Here is a 17,383-nt window from a genome sequence, read left to right on the forward strand (position 1 = left end):
TCCTCGCCCCGAGCCCACACCCGCAACTGAGACCAGAACTGAGACTGAAGACCGCCGCGCGGCCCGCGCCCGGCTGCGCCGCCGCGTCCAGCAAAAGCAAAAGCCCCAGGTCACGGCGAGTGAGTCCTGGGGCTTCCACAGAGCCGCCTTCGGGATTCGAACCCGAGACCTACGCATTACGAGTGCGTTGCTCTGGCCAACTGAGCTAAGGCGGCGTGGTGCGCGGCCTAGTCTACACATCGGCAGGGGGTGCTTTGACACCGGTTTAAGGGCTGGTCAGGGGTGGGCGGCGGGCCTGACGGGCGAGTGTGGTGCAGGTCACTCGCAGCGCTTGTTCTTGGGTGGCGGGGTGCCTTCGAGGAGGTAGGTGTTGATCGCGGTGTCGATGCAGTCGCTGCCGCGGCCGTAGGCGGTGTGGCCGTCGCCGTCGTAGGTCAGGAGGGTGGCGCTGGAGAGCTGGTCGGCCAGGCCCTCGGCCCAGGCGTACGGGGTGGCCGGGTCGCGGGTGGTGCCCACGACGACGATCGGGTCGGCGCCCTTGGCCTCGATGCGGTGGGGCTTGCCGGTGGCCTTGACCGACCAGTAGGCGCAGTTCAGGGCGGCCCAGGCGAAGTTGTCGCCGAAGACCGGGGAGGTCTTGCGGAAGGCGGGGATGGCCGCGCGGGCCTGCTGGGTCGTGGTGAAGGCCGGCGGCAGGTCGAGGCAGTTGACAGCGGCGTTGGCGTACATCTGGTTGGCGTAGGAGCCGTCCGGGTCGCGCTCGTAGTAGCTGTCGGACAGCATGAGCAGGCCGCGGCCGTCGCCGCTCTCGGCCTGGGCGAGGTATTCGCGCAGGACGGACCAGGCGCCTTCGTCGTACATCGCGGCGATCACGCCGGTCGTGGCGAGGGACTCCGTGAGCGGGCGGGCCTCGCCGGTCTCGACCGGGTGCGCGTCCAGCTTCTTGAAGAGGGCGGAGAGCTGCTTGCCGGCGTCCTCGACGCTCTTGGTGCCGAGGGGGCAGTCGCTCCGCTTCACGCAGTCCGCGGCGAACGCGGTGAAGGCCGTGTTGAAACCCGCGCTCTGGTCGGTGTTGTTGGTGCGTGCGTCCAGCGCAGGATTCATCGCGCCGTCCAGGACGAGGCGGCCGGAGCGGGAGGGGAAGAGGCCGGCGTACGTCGCGCCGAGGAAGGTGCCGTAGGAGGCGCCGACGTAGTTGAGCTTCTCGTCGCCGAGGACCGCGCGCAGCACGTCCGTGTCGCGCGCCGCCTCGACCGTCGAGACATGCCCGAGCACCTTGCCGGAGCGGGATCGGCAGCCGTCGGCGAAGTCGCGGTAGGCGTGCGTCAGCTTGCCGACCTCGGCCTGCGAGTCGGGGGTCTGGTCGGTCTGGGTGTAGCTGTCCATCTGCTTGTCGGACAGGCACTTGACGGGTTCGCTGCGGGCGACGCCGCGCGGGTCCATCGCCACCATGTCGTAGCGCGCGCGGACCGCCGCGGGCTGGGGTGCGTACTGCTGGAGGTAGTCGATCGCCGAGCCGCCCGGGCCGCCCGGGTTGACCATCAGCGAGCCGATCCGCTTGCCGGGGCCGGTGGCCTTCTTACGGGCCACCGCGACCTTGATGTCGGTGTCCGCGCCGGGCTCGCGGTAGTCCAGGGGCACCTTCATCGTGGCGCATTCGAAGCCGGAGACCCCGCATCCGTGCCAGCTCAGCTTCTGGTCGTAGTAGGGGCGGAGGTTGGCCGGGGTGGCGCTGGGGAGCGGGGCGAGAGTGGCGGACGCGCCGCCCGGGTCGGTGCGGCCCGCTCCGGCCTCCGATCCGCGGCCGGGCGACGCCTCCTCGTCGGGTGAGGAACTCCCCGACGAGCAGCCGGAGATCAGCAGGGCGGTCGCCGCGAAAACGACGGCGATGGTGCGGAGCGGACGGCTGGTGGCCATGGGTGGTCCCTCGGTCTCGGTACCTGGTTCGGCTTCGGCGGCGATGGCATCGGAGATGGCGACGGGGAGGCGTGGGAGGGGCGAAAGGAGAGGGCTGAGGGGCGGACGCTACGGAGAGAGCGGTCAGCCTGCGCGGAGGGCGGCGGTCATGGCTTCGACCGCGAGCAGGGGCGCCACGTTGCGGTCCAGGGCGCCCCGGCAGGCGATCACGGCTTCTATCCGGCGCAGCGTGCGCTCCGGGGTCGAGCCGCCGGCGACGCGCTGGATGCTGTCGCGGACCTCGTCGTTGGCGATGGGCACCGAGGCGCCCATCTGGAGGGCGAGCACATCGCGGTAGAAGCCGGTCAGGTCGATCAGGGCCAGGTCGAGGCTGTCGCGCTGGGTCCTGGTGGAGCGGCGCTTCTGCTTGTCCTGGAGCTCCTTCATGACACCGGCCGTGCCGCGCGGCATCCGCCCGCCCGTGCCGGAGGCGGCGCCGAGCGCGGCACGCAGTTCCTCGGTCTCCTTGGTGTCGACCTCCTCCGCGACCTGCTTGGCGTCCTCCCCCGCGGCGTCGATCAGCTCCTGGGCGGCCTTGAGGCAGCCGCCGATGTCGTCGATGCGCAGGGGCAGCTTGAGCACCGCCGCGCGGCGGGCACGGGCGCGCTCGTCCGTGGCGAGGCGGCGGGCCCGGCCGATGTGCCCCTGGGTGGCGCGCGCGGCGAGGGCGGCGGCCTCCGGCGGGATGCCGTCCCGGCGGACCAGGACGTCGGCGACCGCGCTGACCGGCGGGGTACGCAGGGTGAGCAGGCGGCAGCGGGAGCGGATGGTGGGCAGGACGTCCTCGATGGAGGGGGCGCACAGCAGCCAGACCGTGCGGGGCGCGGGCTCCTCGATGGCTTTGAGCAGGACGTTGCCCGCGCCTTCGGTGAGGCGGTCGGCGTCCTCCAGGACGATCACCTGCCAGCGGCCGCCGGCCGGGGAGAGGGAGGAGCGGCGGACCAGATCACGGGTCTCCTTGACGCCGATGGACAGCAGATCCGTCCGGACGATCTCGACATCGGCATGGGTGCCGACCAGGGCGGTGTGACAGCCGTCGCAGAAGCCGCAGCCGGGGGCTCCGCCGAGCGCGCGGTCCGGGCTGACGCACTGCAGTGCGGCGGCGAAGGCACGGGCGGCGGTGGACCTGCCGGATCCGGGCGGCCCCGTGAACAGCCAGGCGTGGGTCATCTGCGAGGCGCCCGACTGCTCTTCCGCCACCTGGGAACCGCGCGGCGCGGCGGCCGCGGCGCTGTCGGTGGACACGATGGCGTCGGCGTCGCGCGCGGCCGCGGCGAGCCGCTCGGTCACCTGGTCCTGCCCGACCACGTCGTCCCATACCGCCATCGCTGCCGCCGTCCTGTCCGTGTCGCTCCATGCCGCCCGTATGGCGTACGGCATGTCCTGCGTGTGATGCGTGCTGTACGTCGTGCGCCGTGTCACGCCGCCGCGCACGACGGCCTGCCATACCCGCCGGCCTGCCCGTACGCCTCGCGGTGCTCCGCGTGCGACCCATTCTGGTGCAACCCGCTGACAAACGAATCCCGGGCGCCGGTCCGCGGCCCCCGCCGTGCCGTGCCGACAACCCGAAAGGCCGTGGCCGCAGCATGCGCGCTGCGGCCACGGCCGGTGGTGATACGGGGCGTGCGCTAGCCGCGCCGCCCGCCGCGACCGCGCCGCGGGTCGTCGCCGCCCGCACCGCCGTCCGCGTCCTCCTCGCCCCGCGGGCCGAGGAGTTCGTCGGCGAGCGTGGGCAGGTCGTCCAACGGGGTCTCCTCCGCCCAGTCGGGGCGGCGGCGGCCACGCTGCGGCTGCTGCTCCACGGGGCGGCCCGTGGCCGGGTCGATCTGCGGGAGTTCGCGGGTCCGCTCCGCACCCGACTCCGCGGCGCCGGGCTGCTGCCGCCCGGCTGCGTCGTGGGTGTCGTCCGTCCGGAACATCCAGGACGGCACCCGCTCCGCCGGGTCGGCGTGGCGCGGCTCCTGGTGTGCGTCCCGCGCGTGGCCCCGTCCGTAGCCGTGCTCCTCGCCCCGCACGGGCGGCAGCACGCTGGTCTCTTCGGCGTCGGGAGCCGACCCGGGCTGCGGCAGCACGGCGGTCTCGTCGGCGGCCGGGCCGCCTCGGGCGTCGCGGACCGGCGGCAGCACCGTGGTGTCATCCGTCGTCCCGGGCGCCTCGGGGCGGTGCAGCGACTCCGTCCGCTCACTGTCGGAGCCGGAGTCCGCGGCGAAGCCGGTGGGCGTTCCGCCCGAGGGCCCCTCGCCGCTGTCGTCCGTGCGGTCGGTCCGCTTGTGCAGATCCGGGAGCGGCGTCTCCGTGGTGGGCGCATCGGCCGCCTCGGCGGCGGCAGCGGCTTCGGCGGCAGCCTTGGCCTCCGCCGCGGCCGCGGCCTCGGCTGCGGCCACCCGGGCCTGTTCGGCACGCAGCAGCGCCGCTTCCGCCTTGCGCTGCTTCTCCAAGCGGCGCTCCTCGGCCTCGCGGCGCAGGCGCGCCTCCTCCTCGGCCTGCTTCCGCAGCCGCGCCTGTTCGGCCTCGCGGGCCCGCTCCTCGGCCTCGCGCCGCTGGCGCTCCGCCTCCGCGGCCTGCCGGGCCTCCTCGGCGCGCAGCCGGGCCTCCTCCGCCTGGCGGGCGGCCTCCCGTGCCTTGGCCTCCTCCAGCTCGCGGCGCCGGCGCTCCTCTTCCTCGGCCCGCAGCCTGGCGAGCTGCTCCTGACGCTCGCGCTCCTGACGCTCTTCCTCCGCCTTGCGCGCGGCCTCTTCCTCGGCCCTGCGGCGGGCTTCCTCCTCGGCGGCCTTACGCGCCTCCGTCTGCGCCGTGAGTTCGGCGTCGGACAGCGGCAGCATCTGGTCGAGGCGGTGTCGTACGGCGGTCGTGACGGACTCGGGCTCCTGCCCGGCGTCCACGACCAGATAGCGCGCGGGGTCGGCGGCGGCCAGGGTCAGGAAGCCGGACCGTACCCGCTCGTGGAACTCGGCGGGCTCGGACTCCATCCGGTCCGGCGCCTCGGTGAAGCGTTCACGTGCGGTCTCCGGCGAGACGTCCAGCAGCACCGTCAGATGCGGGACGAGGCCGTCGGTGGCCCAGCGCGAGATCCGGGCGATCTCCGTGGGCGCGAGGTTGCGCCCGGCGCCCTGGTAGGCGACGGAGGAGTCGATGTAGCGGTCGGTGATGACGATCGCGCCGCGCTCCAGGGCGGGCCGGATGACGCTGTTGACGTGCTCGGCACGGTCGGCGGCGAACATCAGCGCCTCCGCCCGGTCCGAGAGACCGGACGTCGAGACGTCCAGAATGATCGAGCGCAGTCGCTTGCCGATGGCGGTGGCGCCCGGCTCACGGGTCACCACGACCTCGTGGCCCTTGTTGCGGATCCAGTCCGCGAGGGCTTCGACCTGGGTGGACTTCCCGGCACCGTCGCCGCCCTCCAGGGCGATGAAGAAGCCGGTGGCGGCGGGCGCCTGGTTCGGGTCGCCACCGCGCAGCGCCTCGCGCAGATCACGCCGCAGCGTCACGCCCTGCCGGTCGTCGGCCTTGCCCAGCACCCAGGCGGCGACCGGCAGCAGCAGCGCGCCGACCAGCATCAGGGCGAAAGCGGCACCGCCGTGCACGAAGCCGTAGGTCTCGCTGCCGATGCGGTGCGGGCCGATGACGGCGGCGAGCAGCGGCGCGGCGATACCGGCCAGTGCGACGGCGAGCCGCACGACCGCGTGCAGATGGGCGGTGATGCGGGCGCCGCGGGCTTCCTCGACCTCCTGCTCCAGCAGGACGTGGCCGGTGTTGGCCGCGATCCCCGCGCCGACTCCGGCCAGCAGCGCGAGCAGCAGCACCGTCGTGCGGTCCGGGACCAGCCCCATGGCCAGCAGCGCGAGGCCGGTGACGGCGACCGCCAGGGCCAGCAGCCGGCGCCGGGAGAGCGCGGGCAGGACCTTGTGGGCGCCACGGATTCCGGCGACCGTTCCGCCGGTCAGCGCGAGTACCAGCAGCGCGAAGGTGACCGGGCCGCCGGTCAGGTCGTAGGCATGCAGAACGGCGAGCGAGACGGCCGCGGCGATCGCGGCGGCCACCGCGGCGCAGGCGAGGACCAGCAGCGGGATCGCGCCCGTGCGGCCCTTTTCGACGGCCTTGTCGGTCTTCGGCCGGCGCAGTCCCTCCAGCGGGGAGCGCGGGCGCGGCGTCTGCACACCGGGGAGTTCGATGAAGTAGAGGATCGACACGGAGGCGGCGAACAGGCCGGCCGAGACGTACGACCCGAGTGCGGCCTGGTGGGCGTCGAACCAGTCGATGCCCAGCCCCAGGAGCTTCCCGATCAGCGTGACGACGACCAGCGCGGCGGCCGCGATGGGCAGGGACACGAAGAGGGTGCGCAGGGAGAGTCGGCGCAGCGCGTCCATGTTGTCCGGCAGCGGTCGCACGGCCGAGCCCTCGGGGGGCGGCGTGGGCAGCAGTCCGGGCGCCGCGCTCTCGTGTGCGACCGTCCAGAAGCGTTCGGCGACGCCGACCACGAAGACCGTGACCAGCAGCATGGCCAGCGCGTCGCCCGGGGTCCAGTCGATCCACAGGGGCGCGATGACCAGGAGCGCCAGCCGGACACCGTCCGCGGCGATCATTGTCCAGCGCCGGTCCAGCGGCCCGGAGGGCGCAGTGAGCGAGGACAGCGGGCCCAGGAGGACGGCTCCGAAGAGGAGCGTCGCCAGCATCCGGGCCGCGAAGACCACGGTGACCGCGAGGGCTGCGCCCCGATAGCCACCGCCGAAGGCCGCCTCGGCTCCCAGCGGTTGGTACAGCGCCGCCTGAAGGGCGAGCAGTACCAGGACAAGCATGGACAGGGCATCGCCGATGCCCCCGACAAACTGGGCGCTCCACAGCCGCTTCAGTGGGGGGAAGCGGAGCAGGGCTCGCACGGCGCGCTCGCGGGAATCCGCGGCTAGGGCGCCAGAAGTGGGGGTCACGACCGTTGGCTGCTCGGCACGCGTCATCTGGCCAGCCTATCCGGAGCGCACGCACCCCCGGGGGCCCCACCCGAACAAACGGGCGGGCCCGACGGAACACTGTCCGCCTTGCCCGCCCTTGTCCCGCACCGCTGCCGCCGACGAGGCCGACGGTCGCGGCCCGACTCAGTCCTCGGCGGCCGCCGTCTTCTTCGCCGCCGCCGTCTTGGCCGTGGCCTTCTTGGCGGTCGTCTTCTTGGCAGTCGTCTTCTTGGCCGCGGTCTTCTTCGCGGTCGTCTTCTTGGCGGCGGTCTTCTTCGCCGCGGTCTTCTTGGCCGGCGCCTTCTTGGCGGTCTTCTTCGCCGGCCCCTTGGCCCGCTTCTCCGCCAGCAGTTCGTAGCCCCGCTCGGCGGTGATCGTCTCGACGTCGTCGTCCCGCCGCAGCGTGGCATTGGTCTCGCCGTCGGTGACGTACGCACCGAAGCGGCCGTCCTTGACCACCACCGGCTTCTCGCTGACCGGGTCGGTGCCCAGCTCCTTGAGCGGCGGCTTGGCGGCGGCCCGCCCGCGCTGCTTGGGCTGCGCGTAGATCGCCAGCGCCTCGTCGACGGTGATCGAGAAGAGCTGCTCCTCGCTCTCCAGGGAGCGCGAGTCGGTGCCCTTCTTGAGGTACGGGCCGTAGCGGCCGTTCTGCGCGGTGATCTCCACGCCCTCGGCGTCCTTGCCCACGACCCGCGGCAGCGACATCAGCTTGAGCGCGTCGGCCAGGGTGACGGTGTCCAGGGACATCGACTTGAAGAGCGAGGCGGTACGCGGCTTGACCGCGTTCTTCCCGGTCTTCGGGGTGCCCTCGGGCAGGATCTCGGTGACGTAGGGGCCGTAACGGCCGTCCTTCGCCACGATCTGGTGGCCGCTCTCCGGGTCCATGCCCAGCTCGAAGTCGCCGCTCGGCTTCGCCAGCAGCTCCTCCGCGTACTCCGCGGTCAGCTCGTCCGGCGCGAGGTCGTCGGGGACGTCGGCGCGCTGATGGCCCTCGGCGTCCTTCTCACCGCGCTCGACGTACGGGCCGTAGCGGCCGACGCGCAGCTTGATGTCGTCGCTGACGGCGAAGGAGGAGATCTCCCGGGCGTCGATCGCCCCGAGGTCCGTGACCAGCTCCTTCAGTCCGCCGAGGTGATCGCCGTCGCCGTTGCCGGCGTCCGCGGCACCGGCCGCGACGGTGTCACCTTCGCCGCCCGCGCCGAAGTAGAAGCGCCGCAGCCACGGCACGGACTGCGCCTCGCCCCGCGCGATGCGGTCGAGGTCGTCCTCCATCTTGGCGGTGAAGTCGTAGTCGACGAGCCGGCCGAAGTGCTTCTCCAGCAGGTTGACCACGGCGAACGACAGGAACGACGGAACGAGCGCGGTGCCCTTCTTGAAGACATAGCCGCGGTCCAGGATCGTGCCGATGATCGACGCGTACGTCGAAGGGCGGCCGATCTCGCGCTCTTCCAGCTCCTTGACGAGCGTGGCCTCGGTGTACCGGGCCGGGGGCTTGGTGGCGTGCCCGTCGGCGGTGATCTCCTGCGCGGAGAGCGCGTCACCCTCGGTGACCTGCGGCAGCCTTCGCTCGCGGTCGTCCAGCTCGGCGTTCGGGTCGTCGGCGCCTTCCACGTAGGCCTTCATGAAGCCGTGGAAGGTGATGGTCTTGCCGGACGCGCTGAACTCGGCGTCCCGTCCGTCGGCTGCCCGGCCACCGATCTTGACGGTGACGGAGTTGCCGGTCGCGTCCTTCATCTGGGAGGCGACGGTCCGCTTCCAGATCAGCTCGTACAGACGGAACTGGTCGCCGCTCAGACCGGTCTCGGCCGGGGTGCGGAAGCGGTCGCCCGAGGGGCGGATCGCCTCGTGCGCCTCCTGCGCGTTCTTCACCTTGCCGGCGTACGTACGCGGCTTCTCCGGCAGATAGTCGCTGCCGTAGAGCTGCGTGACCTGCGCCCGGGCCGCGGCGACCGCGGTGTCCGAGAGCGTGGTGGAGTCCGTACGCATATAGGTGATGAAGCCGTTCTCGTACAGCTTCTGCGCCACCTGCATCGTGGACTTCGCGCCGAAGCCCAGCTTGCGGCTGGCCTCCTGCTGGAGCGTCGTCGTACGGAACGGTGCGTACGGCGAGCGGCGGTAGGGCTTGGACTCGACCGAACGCACCGCGAAGTCGGTGTTCTCCAGGGCGGCGGCGAGCGCGCGGGCGTTCGCCTCGTCCAGATGGAGCACGTCGTTCTTGAGCTGGCCGTTGGAGCCGAAGTCGCGTCCCTGCGCGATACGACGGCCGTCGACGGTGGTCAGCCGGGCGTTGAGCGTGGACGGGTCGGTGGTGTCGCCCGCACGGCCCGTCGCGAAGGTGCCGGTGAGGTCCCAGTACTCGGCGGAGCGGAAGGCGATGCGCTCGCGCTCCCGCTCGACGACGAGGCGGGTCGCCACGGACTGCACCCGGCCGGCCGACAGCCGCGGCATGACCTTCTTCCACAGGACCGGCGAAACCTCGTAGCCGTAGAGACGGTCGAGGATGCGGCGGGTCTCCTGGGCGTCGACCAGCTTCTGGTTCAGCTCACGCGGATTTTCGACGGCCTCGCGGATCGCGTCCTTGGTGATCTCGTGAAAGACCATCCGGTGGACCGGGACCTTGGGCTTGAGGATCTCCTGGAGGTGCCAGGCGATGGCCTCGCCCTCGCGGTCCTCATCTGTTGCGAGGAAGAGTTCGTCGGACTCGGCCAGCAGCTCCTTGAGCTTCTTGACCTGGTCCTTCTTGTCGCTGTTGACGACATAGATCGGCTGGAACTCGGCATCGACGTTCACACCGAGGCGGGCCCACGGCTCACCCTTGTACTTCGCCGGGACCTCTGCCGCGCCGTTGGGAAGGTCGCGGATGTGCCCGACGCTGGCCTCGACCACGTAGCCCGGGCCGAGATAGCCCTTGATCGTCTTCGCCTTGGCAGGCGACTCGACGATGACGAGTCGGCGGCGGCCGCCGCTTGCGGTCTCGCTGGTCGGGGACAACTTCGCTCTTCTCTCCGGTCGACGCTTGTGGGAACCCCCGGGCCGGACGCCCGGGGCGCACTGCGGTGACGCTTGACGCTGCGGAGTGTGACGGTACCTCCCGCCCCCGTGTCAAACGGAAAAACCCCGCAACGCCACTCGAACGGTAACCCGACTACATGCCTTCATGCCGCCCGGACCGCGCTGAGCGCTCGCCGCAGGGCCTCGGCGATCTTCCGCCGCCGGACCGGCGGCCGCCCGTCCGCCCGCATGCACCCCCTCCCCCGGCCTGTCGGTGATCTCTCACAGTGACGGTTCCCACCCCGCAGGGCCCACGGCACGGGGGTCACCGGGGAGGCACCGACTGTCACAACGCTGCCCCGGATCCTGCCGATCCCTTGGTACGGCCCGGAAGGCGGCTGGCAGGATGGTCGCGGCACGGCTCATCTCTGGAGCCGAGGACTGCCGTCATCACGCACTCTCGGGGGTCAGATCACACATGGCGAACCAGTACCCCGGCCCGCCGCAGGAACAGCCCGACCAGAATCCGTACGCCAAGCCGCCGGGTGGTCAGCCCGCCGACGCCGGTTACGGCTACCCGCAGGGCGGCGTACCCGGAGAGCCCGGATACGGCTACCCGCAGGCCGCCCCGCAGCCCCAACCCGGCTACGGCTACCCCGGCGGCGCGGCGCAGCAGCCGCCCGCGCCCGACTTCCCGCCGAACGCCGGGGCGCAGCAGGGCATGGGGGGCTTCCCAGGCCAGCAGCCCGCAGGGGCCGCCACGGGTATGTCGCTCTCCCTCGGCGACATCGCCGTGACGGGCGACACGATCATGACCCCGGCCGGTCCGATGCCGCTCAGGGGCGCCATCTGGACGGCGACCGACATGTCGCGGACCGAGGAGAAGATCCCGGCGCACGCGGTCGTGCTCGCCATCGTCTTCTTCCTCTTCTGTCTGCTGGGTCTGCTCTTCCTTCTGATGAAGGAGCGCGTCACGACCGGGTTCGTGCAGGTGACGGTGAACAGCGGTGGCCGCCACCACTCCACGATGATTCCCGTGCAGTCGCGTGAGCAGGTCATGTTCGTGCTCAATCAGGTCAACTACGCCAGGTCGTTGAGCGTGTGAGTCCCAGCGAGCCCATGAGCCCCGGAGGCTCCATGGACCCCGGCGAGCCGGGGCGGCCCGGCGACGCCCCGGGCACGGTGGGGCCCGCCGACCCGGCGGGCCCCACCGCCCGGTCGATCCGGACGCGCACCATCCGCCAGGCGTCGGCCGCCCTCGGCGTCGGCGCGCTGGGTGCCGTCTACCTCTGGCACACCAATCCGCACCAGCCCGGACAACTGCTGCTCCCCTGCCCGTTCAAATGGGCCACCGGCCTGCTCTGCCCGGCGTGCGGCGGCACCCGGATGGCGTACGACCTGATGCACGGCGATGTCCTGGCGGCCTTCCACGACAACGCCGTGCTGCTCGTCCTGGGTGTGCCGGCCGTCGGCTATCTCCTCGCGCGATGGCTCGGCGCCGGGCTCCGCGGGAGGCGGTTCCGGCCACGGCTGACCGCCCGCGGCAACGCCGCCGTGCTGGGCGTCGCCGCGGTGTGGATGGTCGCCCGCAACCTCGTCGGCTGACGACCGGCCGGGAGCCGCCGCCCCCGGCCGGTCGTCAGCGGACGGTGACCGTGACCACCGGTGAGACGGCACTGCCGCCGACGATGCGCAGCTGGTTGACGCCCTTGAGGCCGAGCTTCACCCGCACCGCGTACCCGCCGGTGGCGTTGACCGGGGTCTGCGCCGGCAGGGCGACCCATTTGGTGCCCTGCTTCTGCTGTACCCCGACCTTGGTGCCGGCGGCGATGCCCTTGGCGATGCCGGAGATCCGGAACTCCTGCCAGGCGTTGACCGTGGTCGCGCTCGCCTTGGCCGTCAGGGACGCGGCGGCGGGAGCGGTGGCGGCGATCGGCTTCGGCGAGTGGAGGTCGGCGGGTGCGGCGAAGGCGGCGGCCGACCCTCCCGCGAGCAGGGAGAGAGCGATCGCGCCGACGGCGACGTAGCGCAGTGCACGGTTCATGCGGAGATCCTCACTGATGGACATGATGTGACCTTCAGTGAGAAACACGGCTGATGCCACACGAAGGTTCCTTCCTACCCCCGCGCACAGGCCACTCGGGTGAGAACTGGCCGGAATTGAACCGCCACGCCTGCGCCCTCAGGGCGCGCCGCCCAGCCGTCACCCAGCCCCTACAGCGACAGCAGCAGCCAGCAGCCCGTGGCCGTGAACAGCGCCCCGAAGAGCACCGCGGCCACGGCGCCCACCGGGCGGCTGACGCCGTCGGCGACCGGCGAGCCGATGCGTGCGCTGACGCCCGTCCACAGCAGCAGTGCCGCGCCGAACAGGGCGAAGGCCGAACCGGCGAAGACCTCGGGTCCACTCTCCATGCGGGCAGCGTGACACCCTGGGACGGCGGCCGGGCGAACGCCGGGTGAACGTCCCCCGTACGGCCCTCAGCCCGCCTGGTCCACCGGCTCCAGGAATCCCTGCTCGACGAGCATCCGGATCGCCTCCGGCGTGCGGTCCCGCAGGAGAACCGGGTCCTCGCCGACGAGTTGCGCGATGGCGTCCAGGATCCGGCCGGCGGGCAGCGAGCCGTCACACACACCGGCAAAGCCCGCGCCGACGGTGTCGACCTTGGTGGCCCGCCGCATACCGCGGTTCTGACGCAGCACCACATGCTCGGGGTCCTCCGCCCCGGGCAGCCCGACCTGCTCCTGGACCACTTCGCCGGCGAGCCGGAAGTGCCCGGCCAGCAGCGCCGCGTCATCCGTCGACCGCAGATAGTCCTGGCGGTCGAAGTGCCCCACGACACGCTCCCCCAGTGGCTGTTCGACCGGATGCGGCCATTCCTCGACCGTGACCGACGGGGTGTCCGAGCCGGACTTGCGCAGCGTGATCCAGCCGAAGCCGACCGCCTTGGTCTTGCGCGCCTCGAATTCGTCGAGCCAGGCGCCGTACCGCGCGGCGTAGGCGTCGTCGGCGGCGCGGTGATCACCGCCGTCCCGCAGCCAGAGCTCGGCGTACTGGGTGACGTCCTGCACCTCGCGCTGCACGATCCACGCGTCGCACCCGTTCGGCACCCACGACCGCAGCCGGTCGCGCCAGTCCTCGCCCTCCACGTGCTGCCAGTTGGCGAGCAACTGGCAGTATCCGCCGTCGTTCAGATACGCCGCGGACTGCTGGACGAGCGTGCGGCAGAGGTCGTCGCCGCCCATCCCGCCGTCCCGGTAGGTCAGACGGGCGCCCGGCGAGATGACGAAGGGCGGGTTGGACACGATCAGGTCGTACGTCTCGCCGTCGACCGGCTCGAACAGCGAGCCCTCCCGCAGGTCGGCCGGCTGCGCCCCGGAGAGGGCCAGTGTCAGCGCGGCGATGCGCAGGGCACGGGGGTTGAGGTCGGTGGCGGCGACACTCGTGGCGTGCTGAGCGGCGTGCAGCGCCTGGATACCGGAGCCCGTGCCGAGGTCGAGCGCCTTGGCTACGGGCTTGCGCACCGTGATGCCGGCGAGGGTCGTCGACGCGCCGCCCACCCCGAGCACCAGCTGCGAGCGGTCCACTCCGCCGGCGCCCTGGATGCCGCCCGCGCCGCCGACCGCACAGCCGAGGTCGGAGACGATCCACCAATCCTGGCCCTCGGGGCCGCCGTAGGGGCGGACGTCCACGGCGGCGCGTACCTCGTCGCCGTCCTGCACCAGCCATCCGTCGGCGAGGCAGTCGTCCACGGGCAGCGCGGCCCGTGCGCGCCGCAGCTCCACCGGACGCTGCAACAGAAACAGCCGCACCAGGGTCTCCAACGGCCCGTCGCCGCGAGTCCGGCGCAGCGCGGGGACGGTCTCGCTGCGGGCCAGCGCGGCGTAGGCGGGCGCGCCGAGCAGGTCGAGCAGACCGTCGGCCGTGAAGGCGGCGGCCAGCAGCGCCTCGCGCAGCCGGGCGGTGCGGGCGCTGCTCTCGGGGTCCTGGGCATCAGCGGTGGGGAGGTGCGTACTCACACCCCCATTGTCAGCCCAACCGCTGACAATCCGCGACGGCCCGGCGCCACGGCCCTCTCGGGCGTGGCGGCCGGGCCGTGCGTCAGCCGGTTACTGCCCCTTCCGCTACGACTTCTTGGACGGCGAGGCGGACGGGTTGCCGGTGGCCGCCTGGCTCTGGCAGCCCTCCTGATTGGCCATCGCCTTGCCGACGTCGCCGGATTCGAGGTTCTTGAAGGCTTCCTCGCTCTGCTGGTTGAGCTTGTTGATGCCGTTGGAGAGGCTCCGCAGGCCGTCCGCGAACTTGAGCTTGTCCGAGGTGTTCAGGGCATCGACCTGCTTCTTGAGGTCCGCGTATCCCTTGGAGAGAGAGTTGAGTTCGTTGACCGCGTTCTTCTGGGCCTGTTCGCCGCCGTCGCTGGGCGGGGGTCCCGCCTTTTCGAGGGACTTGGCCAGCGAGGCGTAGGCATCGGAGATCTTCTGGAAGGCCGCCGAGTCCGTCTGCTGGACCTTCTTGGAGTCCGTGTTGCCGTCATCGGCCGTCTGCATGGCGGCGTTGGCGTCCTGGATCTGCTTGAACTGGGCCTGCGCAGGGTCGCAGAACGACTTGGCCCAGTCGTCGAGCTTCTTGTTGCTGTCGTCGCTGCAGCCGGTCAGCGCGAGCACCAGTGCCGCACCGCCGGACAGTGCAGCCACAAGCTTCTTGTTCACCGGATTGGTCCCTTCCATGGCTCTCGGCCCCGGAACATACACGCCGAAAGGGCCTGGGCCATGGGTCGGGCAGCCCGCCCACCCCTCATTGCAGCCATTTGCACCAAGGAGTACAGGGCCACCCGAGCACGACGAGGGCGGGTGACCGGCGCCCGCAAAATGCGCCGTCCACCCGCCCGTTGAGCGGTTCGTGAGCGTTCTCGGGCTAGGACGCCACGGCCGTCTCCGCCGACTTCGCCGCCTTGTCGGAGGCACCGGAGTTGCCTTCGTCACCCATGGCGATTCCACGCCGCTTGGAGACGTAGACCGCACCGACGATGACTCCGATCGCGAGCAGCGAGACCACGATCCGTACGCCGACGTTCTTGTCCTCGCCGTAGCTGAACTTGACGACCGCGGGGGCGATCAGAAGCGCCACCAGGTTCATCACCTTCAGCAGCGGGTTGATCGCGGGGCCCGCGGTGTCCTTGAACGGGTCGCCCACCGTGTCGCCGATGACCGTCGCGGCGTGCGCCTCGCTGCCCTTGCCGCCGTGGTGGCCGTCCTCGACCAGCTTCTTGGCGTTGTCCCACGCGCCACCGGAGTTGGCGAGGAAGACCGCCATCAGGGTGCCGGTGCCGATCGCGCCGGCGAGGAACGAGCCGAGCGCCCCGACACCGAGCGAGAAGCCGACCGCGATGGGGGTGAGCACCGCGAGCAGCCCCGGGGTCGCGAGCTCGCGCAGCGCGTCCTTGGTGCAGATGTCGACGACGCGGCCGTACTCCGGCTGCTCGGAGTAGTCCATGATTCCGGGGTGCTCCCGGAACTGCCGGCGCACCTCGAAGACCACCGCGCCCGCCGACCGCGACACCGCGTTGATCGCCAGCCCCGAGAAGAGGAAGACGACCGAGGCGCCGAGGACCAGCCCGACGAGGTTGTTGGGCTGCGAGATGTCCAGGCTCAGACCCAGCCCGGTCGCGGCGTCGCCCACTTCCTGCACGGCCGTGGCGATCGCGTCCCGGTAGGAGCCGAACAGCGCGGCCGCCGCCAGCACCGCAGTGGCGATGGCGATGCCCTTGGTGATGGCCTTGGTGGTGTTGCCGACCGCGTCCAGGTCGGTGAGGACCTGGGCGCCGTCGCCGGTGACATCGCCGGACATCTCGGCGATGCCCTGGGCGTTGTCGGAGACCGGACCGAAGGTGTCCATCGCCACGATCACGCCGACCGTGGTGAGCAGACCGGTGCCGGCCAGTGCCACCGCGAACAGCGCCAGCATGATGGAGGTGCCGCCGAGCAGGAACGCCCCGTAGACGCCGAGGGCGATCAGCACACCCGAGTAGACCGCCGACTCCAGACCGATCGAGATTCCGGAGAGGATGACGGTGGCCGGACCGGTCAGCGAGGTCTTCCCGATGTCCTGCACGGGCCGCCGGTTGGTCTCGGTGAAGTAGCCCGTCAGCTGCTGGATCAGCGCGGCGAGCACGATGCCGATGGCGACCGCCACCACGGCGAGGATCCGCGGGTCCCCGCTGTGGTCCAAGATCGTCGTGTCGGTGACGCCGGACAGGTCCGCGTACCTGGACGGCAGGTAGACGTACACCGCGATGGCCACCAGGACCAGCGAGATGCCCGCCGAGATGAAGAATCCTCGGTTGATGGCGGTCATTCCGCTGCGGTCGGAGCGCCGGGGCGCCACGACGAAGATGCCGACCATCGCGGTGAGCACACCGATCGCCGGAACCAGCAGCGGGAAGGCCAGACCGGCGTCTCCGAAGGCCGCGGTGCCCAAGATGAGCGCGGCGACCAGCGTCACCGCGTACGACTCGAAGAGGTCGGCGGCCATACCGGCGCAGTCGCCGACGTTGTCGCCCACGTTGTCCGCGATGGTCGCGGCGTTGCGCGGGTCGTCCTCGGGGATGCCCTGTTCGACCTTGCCGACGAGGTCGGCGCCGACATCCGCGGCCTTGGTGAAGATGCCGCCGCCGACCCTCATGAACATCGCGATCAGCGCGGCGCCGAGACCGAAGCCCTCCAGGACCTTGGGCGCGTCGACCGCGTAGACGAGCACCACACAGGAGGCGCCCAGCAGGCCGAGCCCCACCGTGAACATGCCGACGACGCCGCCAGTACGAAATGCGATCTTCATCGCCGTGTGCGAGACGGCGGTGAGATCCCTTTTCCCGGTATCGCCCTCGGCCGGCGTGGCTTCCCGGGCAGCCGCCGCCACGCGCACATTGCTGCGCACGGCGAGCCACATGCCGATATAGCCGGTGGCCGCCGAGAATGCGGCGCCGATCAAGAAAAAGACACTGCGACCCGCGCGCTGCGTCCAATCGTCCGCGGGCAGCAGCATGAGCAGGAAGAACACCACGACGGCGAATACGCCGAGAGTCCGCAACTGCCGTGCCAGGTAGGCGTTCGCGCCTTCCTGCACCGCCGCCGCGATCTTCTTCATACTGTCGGTTCCCTCGCCGTAAGCGAGGACTTGGCGCACCAGCACCGCCGCGACGGCCAGTGCCGCCAGGGCGACGACGGCGATCACCACGACCAGCGTGCGGTTGCCCGACGTCAGCGACGGTTCGGCCAGAAGAGAGGGGGTGTCCAGCAACTGAGGGGTATAAGGCCCCGCCATTCGTCCTCCTTGACGTTTGGCACATGGGCGCGCGGAAGCACGCTCAGGCGTCCTGAGCAAGATGTGGACGGATTGTAGGGAGCCGCACGAGATCAAAACAGTACGCGTCAAAGGGAATTCGGCCGCAGCCGGGAAGATCAAAAGGATGACGCCCGCAGAATTCGCCCGGACG

At 71.4% G+C, this 17,383-nt stretch carries 11 protein-coding genes and 1 tRNA gene; 2 read left to right on the forward strand and 10 right to left on the reverse strand.

All coding sequences use genetic code 11. The features are described 5' to 3' along the window. Positions 1 to 141: 141 nt before the first annotated feature. The 5 genes from ACGFZW_RS30665 to topA all read right to left on the reverse strand — a co-directional run bounded on the left by ACGFZW_RS30665 (position 142) and on the right by topA (position 9,893). Positions 142 to 215, reverse strand: a tRNA-Thr gene (locus tag ACGFZW_RS30665). A gap of 103 nt (positions 216 to 318) precedes the next feature. After that, positions 319 to 1,917 carry an alpha/beta hydrolase gene (locus tag ACGFZW_RS30670; RefSeq protein ID WP_393896521.1) on the reverse strand — a complete coding sequence of 533 codons (1,599 nt, stop codon included), beginning with the start codon at positions 1,915 to 1,917 and terminating at the stop codon, positions 319 to 321. A 123-nt stretch (positions 1,918 to 2,040) separates the two neighbouring features. Then, the gene (locus ACGFZW_RS30675; protein ID WP_393896576.1) at positions 2,041 to 3,282 is read right to left on the reverse strand and encodes a DNA polymerase III subunit delta'; all 1,242 of its coding nucleotides are present in this window, start codon (positions 3,280 to 3,282) and stop codon (positions 2,041 to 2,043) included. A gap of 302 nt (positions 3,283 to 3,584) precedes the next feature. Continuing rightward, positions 3,585 to 6,908 carry a dTMP kinase gene (gene tmk, locus ACGFZW_RS30680; protein ID WP_393896522.1) on the reverse strand — a complete coding sequence of 1,108 codons (3,324 nt, stop codon included), beginning with the start codon at positions 6,906 to 6,908 and terminating at the stop codon, positions 3,585 to 3,587. 138 nt (positions 6,909 to 7,046) lie between these two features. Continuing rightward, complete coding sequence (gene topA, locus ACGFZW_RS30685) at positions 7,047 to 9,893, reverse strand: type I DNA topoisomerase (protein WP_393896523.1); 2,847 nt, start codon at positions 9,891 to 9,893, stop codon at positions 7,047 to 7,049. 478 nt (positions 9,894 to 10,371) lie between these two features. Between topA and ACGFZW_RS30690 the strand changes: the two genes are divergently transcribed. Together ACGFZW_RS30690 and ACGFZW_RS30695 are read left to right on the forward strand one after the other, a co-directional pair. After that, a complete protein-coding gene (locus ACGFZW_RS30690; protein WP_393896524.1) occupies positions 10,372 to 10,998 on the forward strand; it encodes a hypothetical protein in 627 nt (208 codons plus the stop codon). Between the two features lie 32 nt (positions 10,999 to 11,030). Then, on the forward strand, positions 11,031 to 11,498 hold the full coding sequence (locus tag ACGFZW_RS30695; RefSeq protein ID WP_393896525.1) for a DUF2752 domain-containing protein: 468 nt from the start codon (positions 11,031 to 11,033) through the stop codon (positions 11,496 to 11,498). A gap of 34 nt (positions 11,499 to 11,532) precedes the next feature. On the opposite strand, the gene ACGFZW_RS30700 is transcribed toward ACGFZW_RS30695, so the two are convergent. The 5 genes from ACGFZW_RS30700 to ACGFZW_RS30720 form a co-directional block, all read right to left on the reverse strand. Then, positions 11,533 to 11,937 carry a hypothetical protein gene (locus ACGFZW_RS30700; protein WP_393896526.1) on the reverse strand — a complete coding sequence of 135 codons (405 nt, stop codon included), beginning with the start codon at positions 11,935 to 11,937 and terminating at the stop codon, positions 11,533 to 11,535. 170 nt (positions 11,938 to 12,107) lie between these two features. Beyond that, positions 12,108 to 12,305 carry a hypothetical protein gene (locus ACGFZW_RS30705; protein WP_393896527.1) on the reverse strand — a complete coding sequence of 66 codons (198 nt, stop codon included), beginning with the start codon at positions 12,303 to 12,305 and terminating at the stop codon, positions 12,108 to 12,110. Positions 12,306 to 12,371: 66 nt separating this feature from the next. Beyond that, positions 12,372 to 13,910, reverse strand: coding sequence for a methyltransferase (locus ACGFZW_RS30710; protein ID WP_393896528.1), 1,539 nt, complete (start codon positions 13,908 to 13,910; stop codon positions 12,372 to 12,374). Positions 13,911 to 14,015: 105 nt separating this feature from the next. Then, positions 14,016 to 14,600: a small secreted protein gene (locus tag ACGFZW_RS30715; protein WP_393896529.1), complete on the reverse strand. Its 585-nt coding sequence runs from the start codon at positions 14,598 to 14,600 to the stop codon at positions 14,016 to 14,018. Positions 14,601 to 14,805: 205 nt separating this feature from the next. Continuing rightward, positions 14,806 to 17,211 carry a sodium-translocating pyrophosphatase gene (locus ACGFZW_RS30720; RefSeq protein ID WP_393896530.1) on the reverse strand — a complete coding sequence of 802 codons (2,406 nt, stop codon included), beginning with the start codon at positions 17,209 to 17,211 and terminating at the stop codon, positions 14,806 to 14,808. Positions 17,212 to 17,383 lie beyond the last annotated feature (172 nt).

This window comes from Streptomyces sp. NPDC048248, assembly GCF_043201875.1.
In the GTDB taxonomy this organism is placed as follows: Bacteria; Actinomycetota; Actinomycetes; order Streptomycetales; family Streptomycetaceae; genus Streptomyces.

Coding starts and splice junctions, on each gene's coding strand:
- ACGFZW_RS30670 (WP_393896521.1), bottom strand. CDS start 1,917: ATGGCCACCAGCCGTCCGCTCCGCACCATCGCCGTCGTTTTCGCGGCG.
- ACGFZW_RS30705 (WP_393896527.1), bottom strand. CDS start 12,305: ATGGAGAGTGGACCCGAGGTCTTCGCCGGTTCGGCCTTCGCCCTGTTC.
- ACGFZW_RS30720 (WP_393896530.1), bottom strand. CDS start 17,211: ATGGCGGGGCCTTATACCCCTCAGTTGCTGGACACCCCCTCTCTTCTG.
- ACGFZW_RS30695 (WP_393896525.1), top strand. CDS start 11,031: ATGGACCCCGGCGAGCCGGGGCGGCCCGGCGACGCCCCGGGCACGGTG.
- ACGFZW_RS30675 (WP_393896576.1), bottom strand. CDS start 3,282: ATGGCGGTATGGGACGACGTGGTCGGGCAGGACCAGGTGACCGAGCGG.
- ACGFZW_RS30690 (WP_393896524.1), top strand. CDS start 10,372: ATGGCGAACCAGTACCCCGGCCCGCCGCAGGAACAGCCCGACCAGAAT.
- tmk (WP_393896522.1), bottom strand. CDS start 6,908: ATGACGCGTGCCGAGCAGCCAACGGTCGTGACCCCCACTTCTGGCGCC.
- ACGFZW_RS30700 (WP_393896526.1), bottom strand. CDS start 11,937: ATGAACCGTGCACTGCGCTACGTCGCCGTCGGCGCGATCGCTCTCTCC.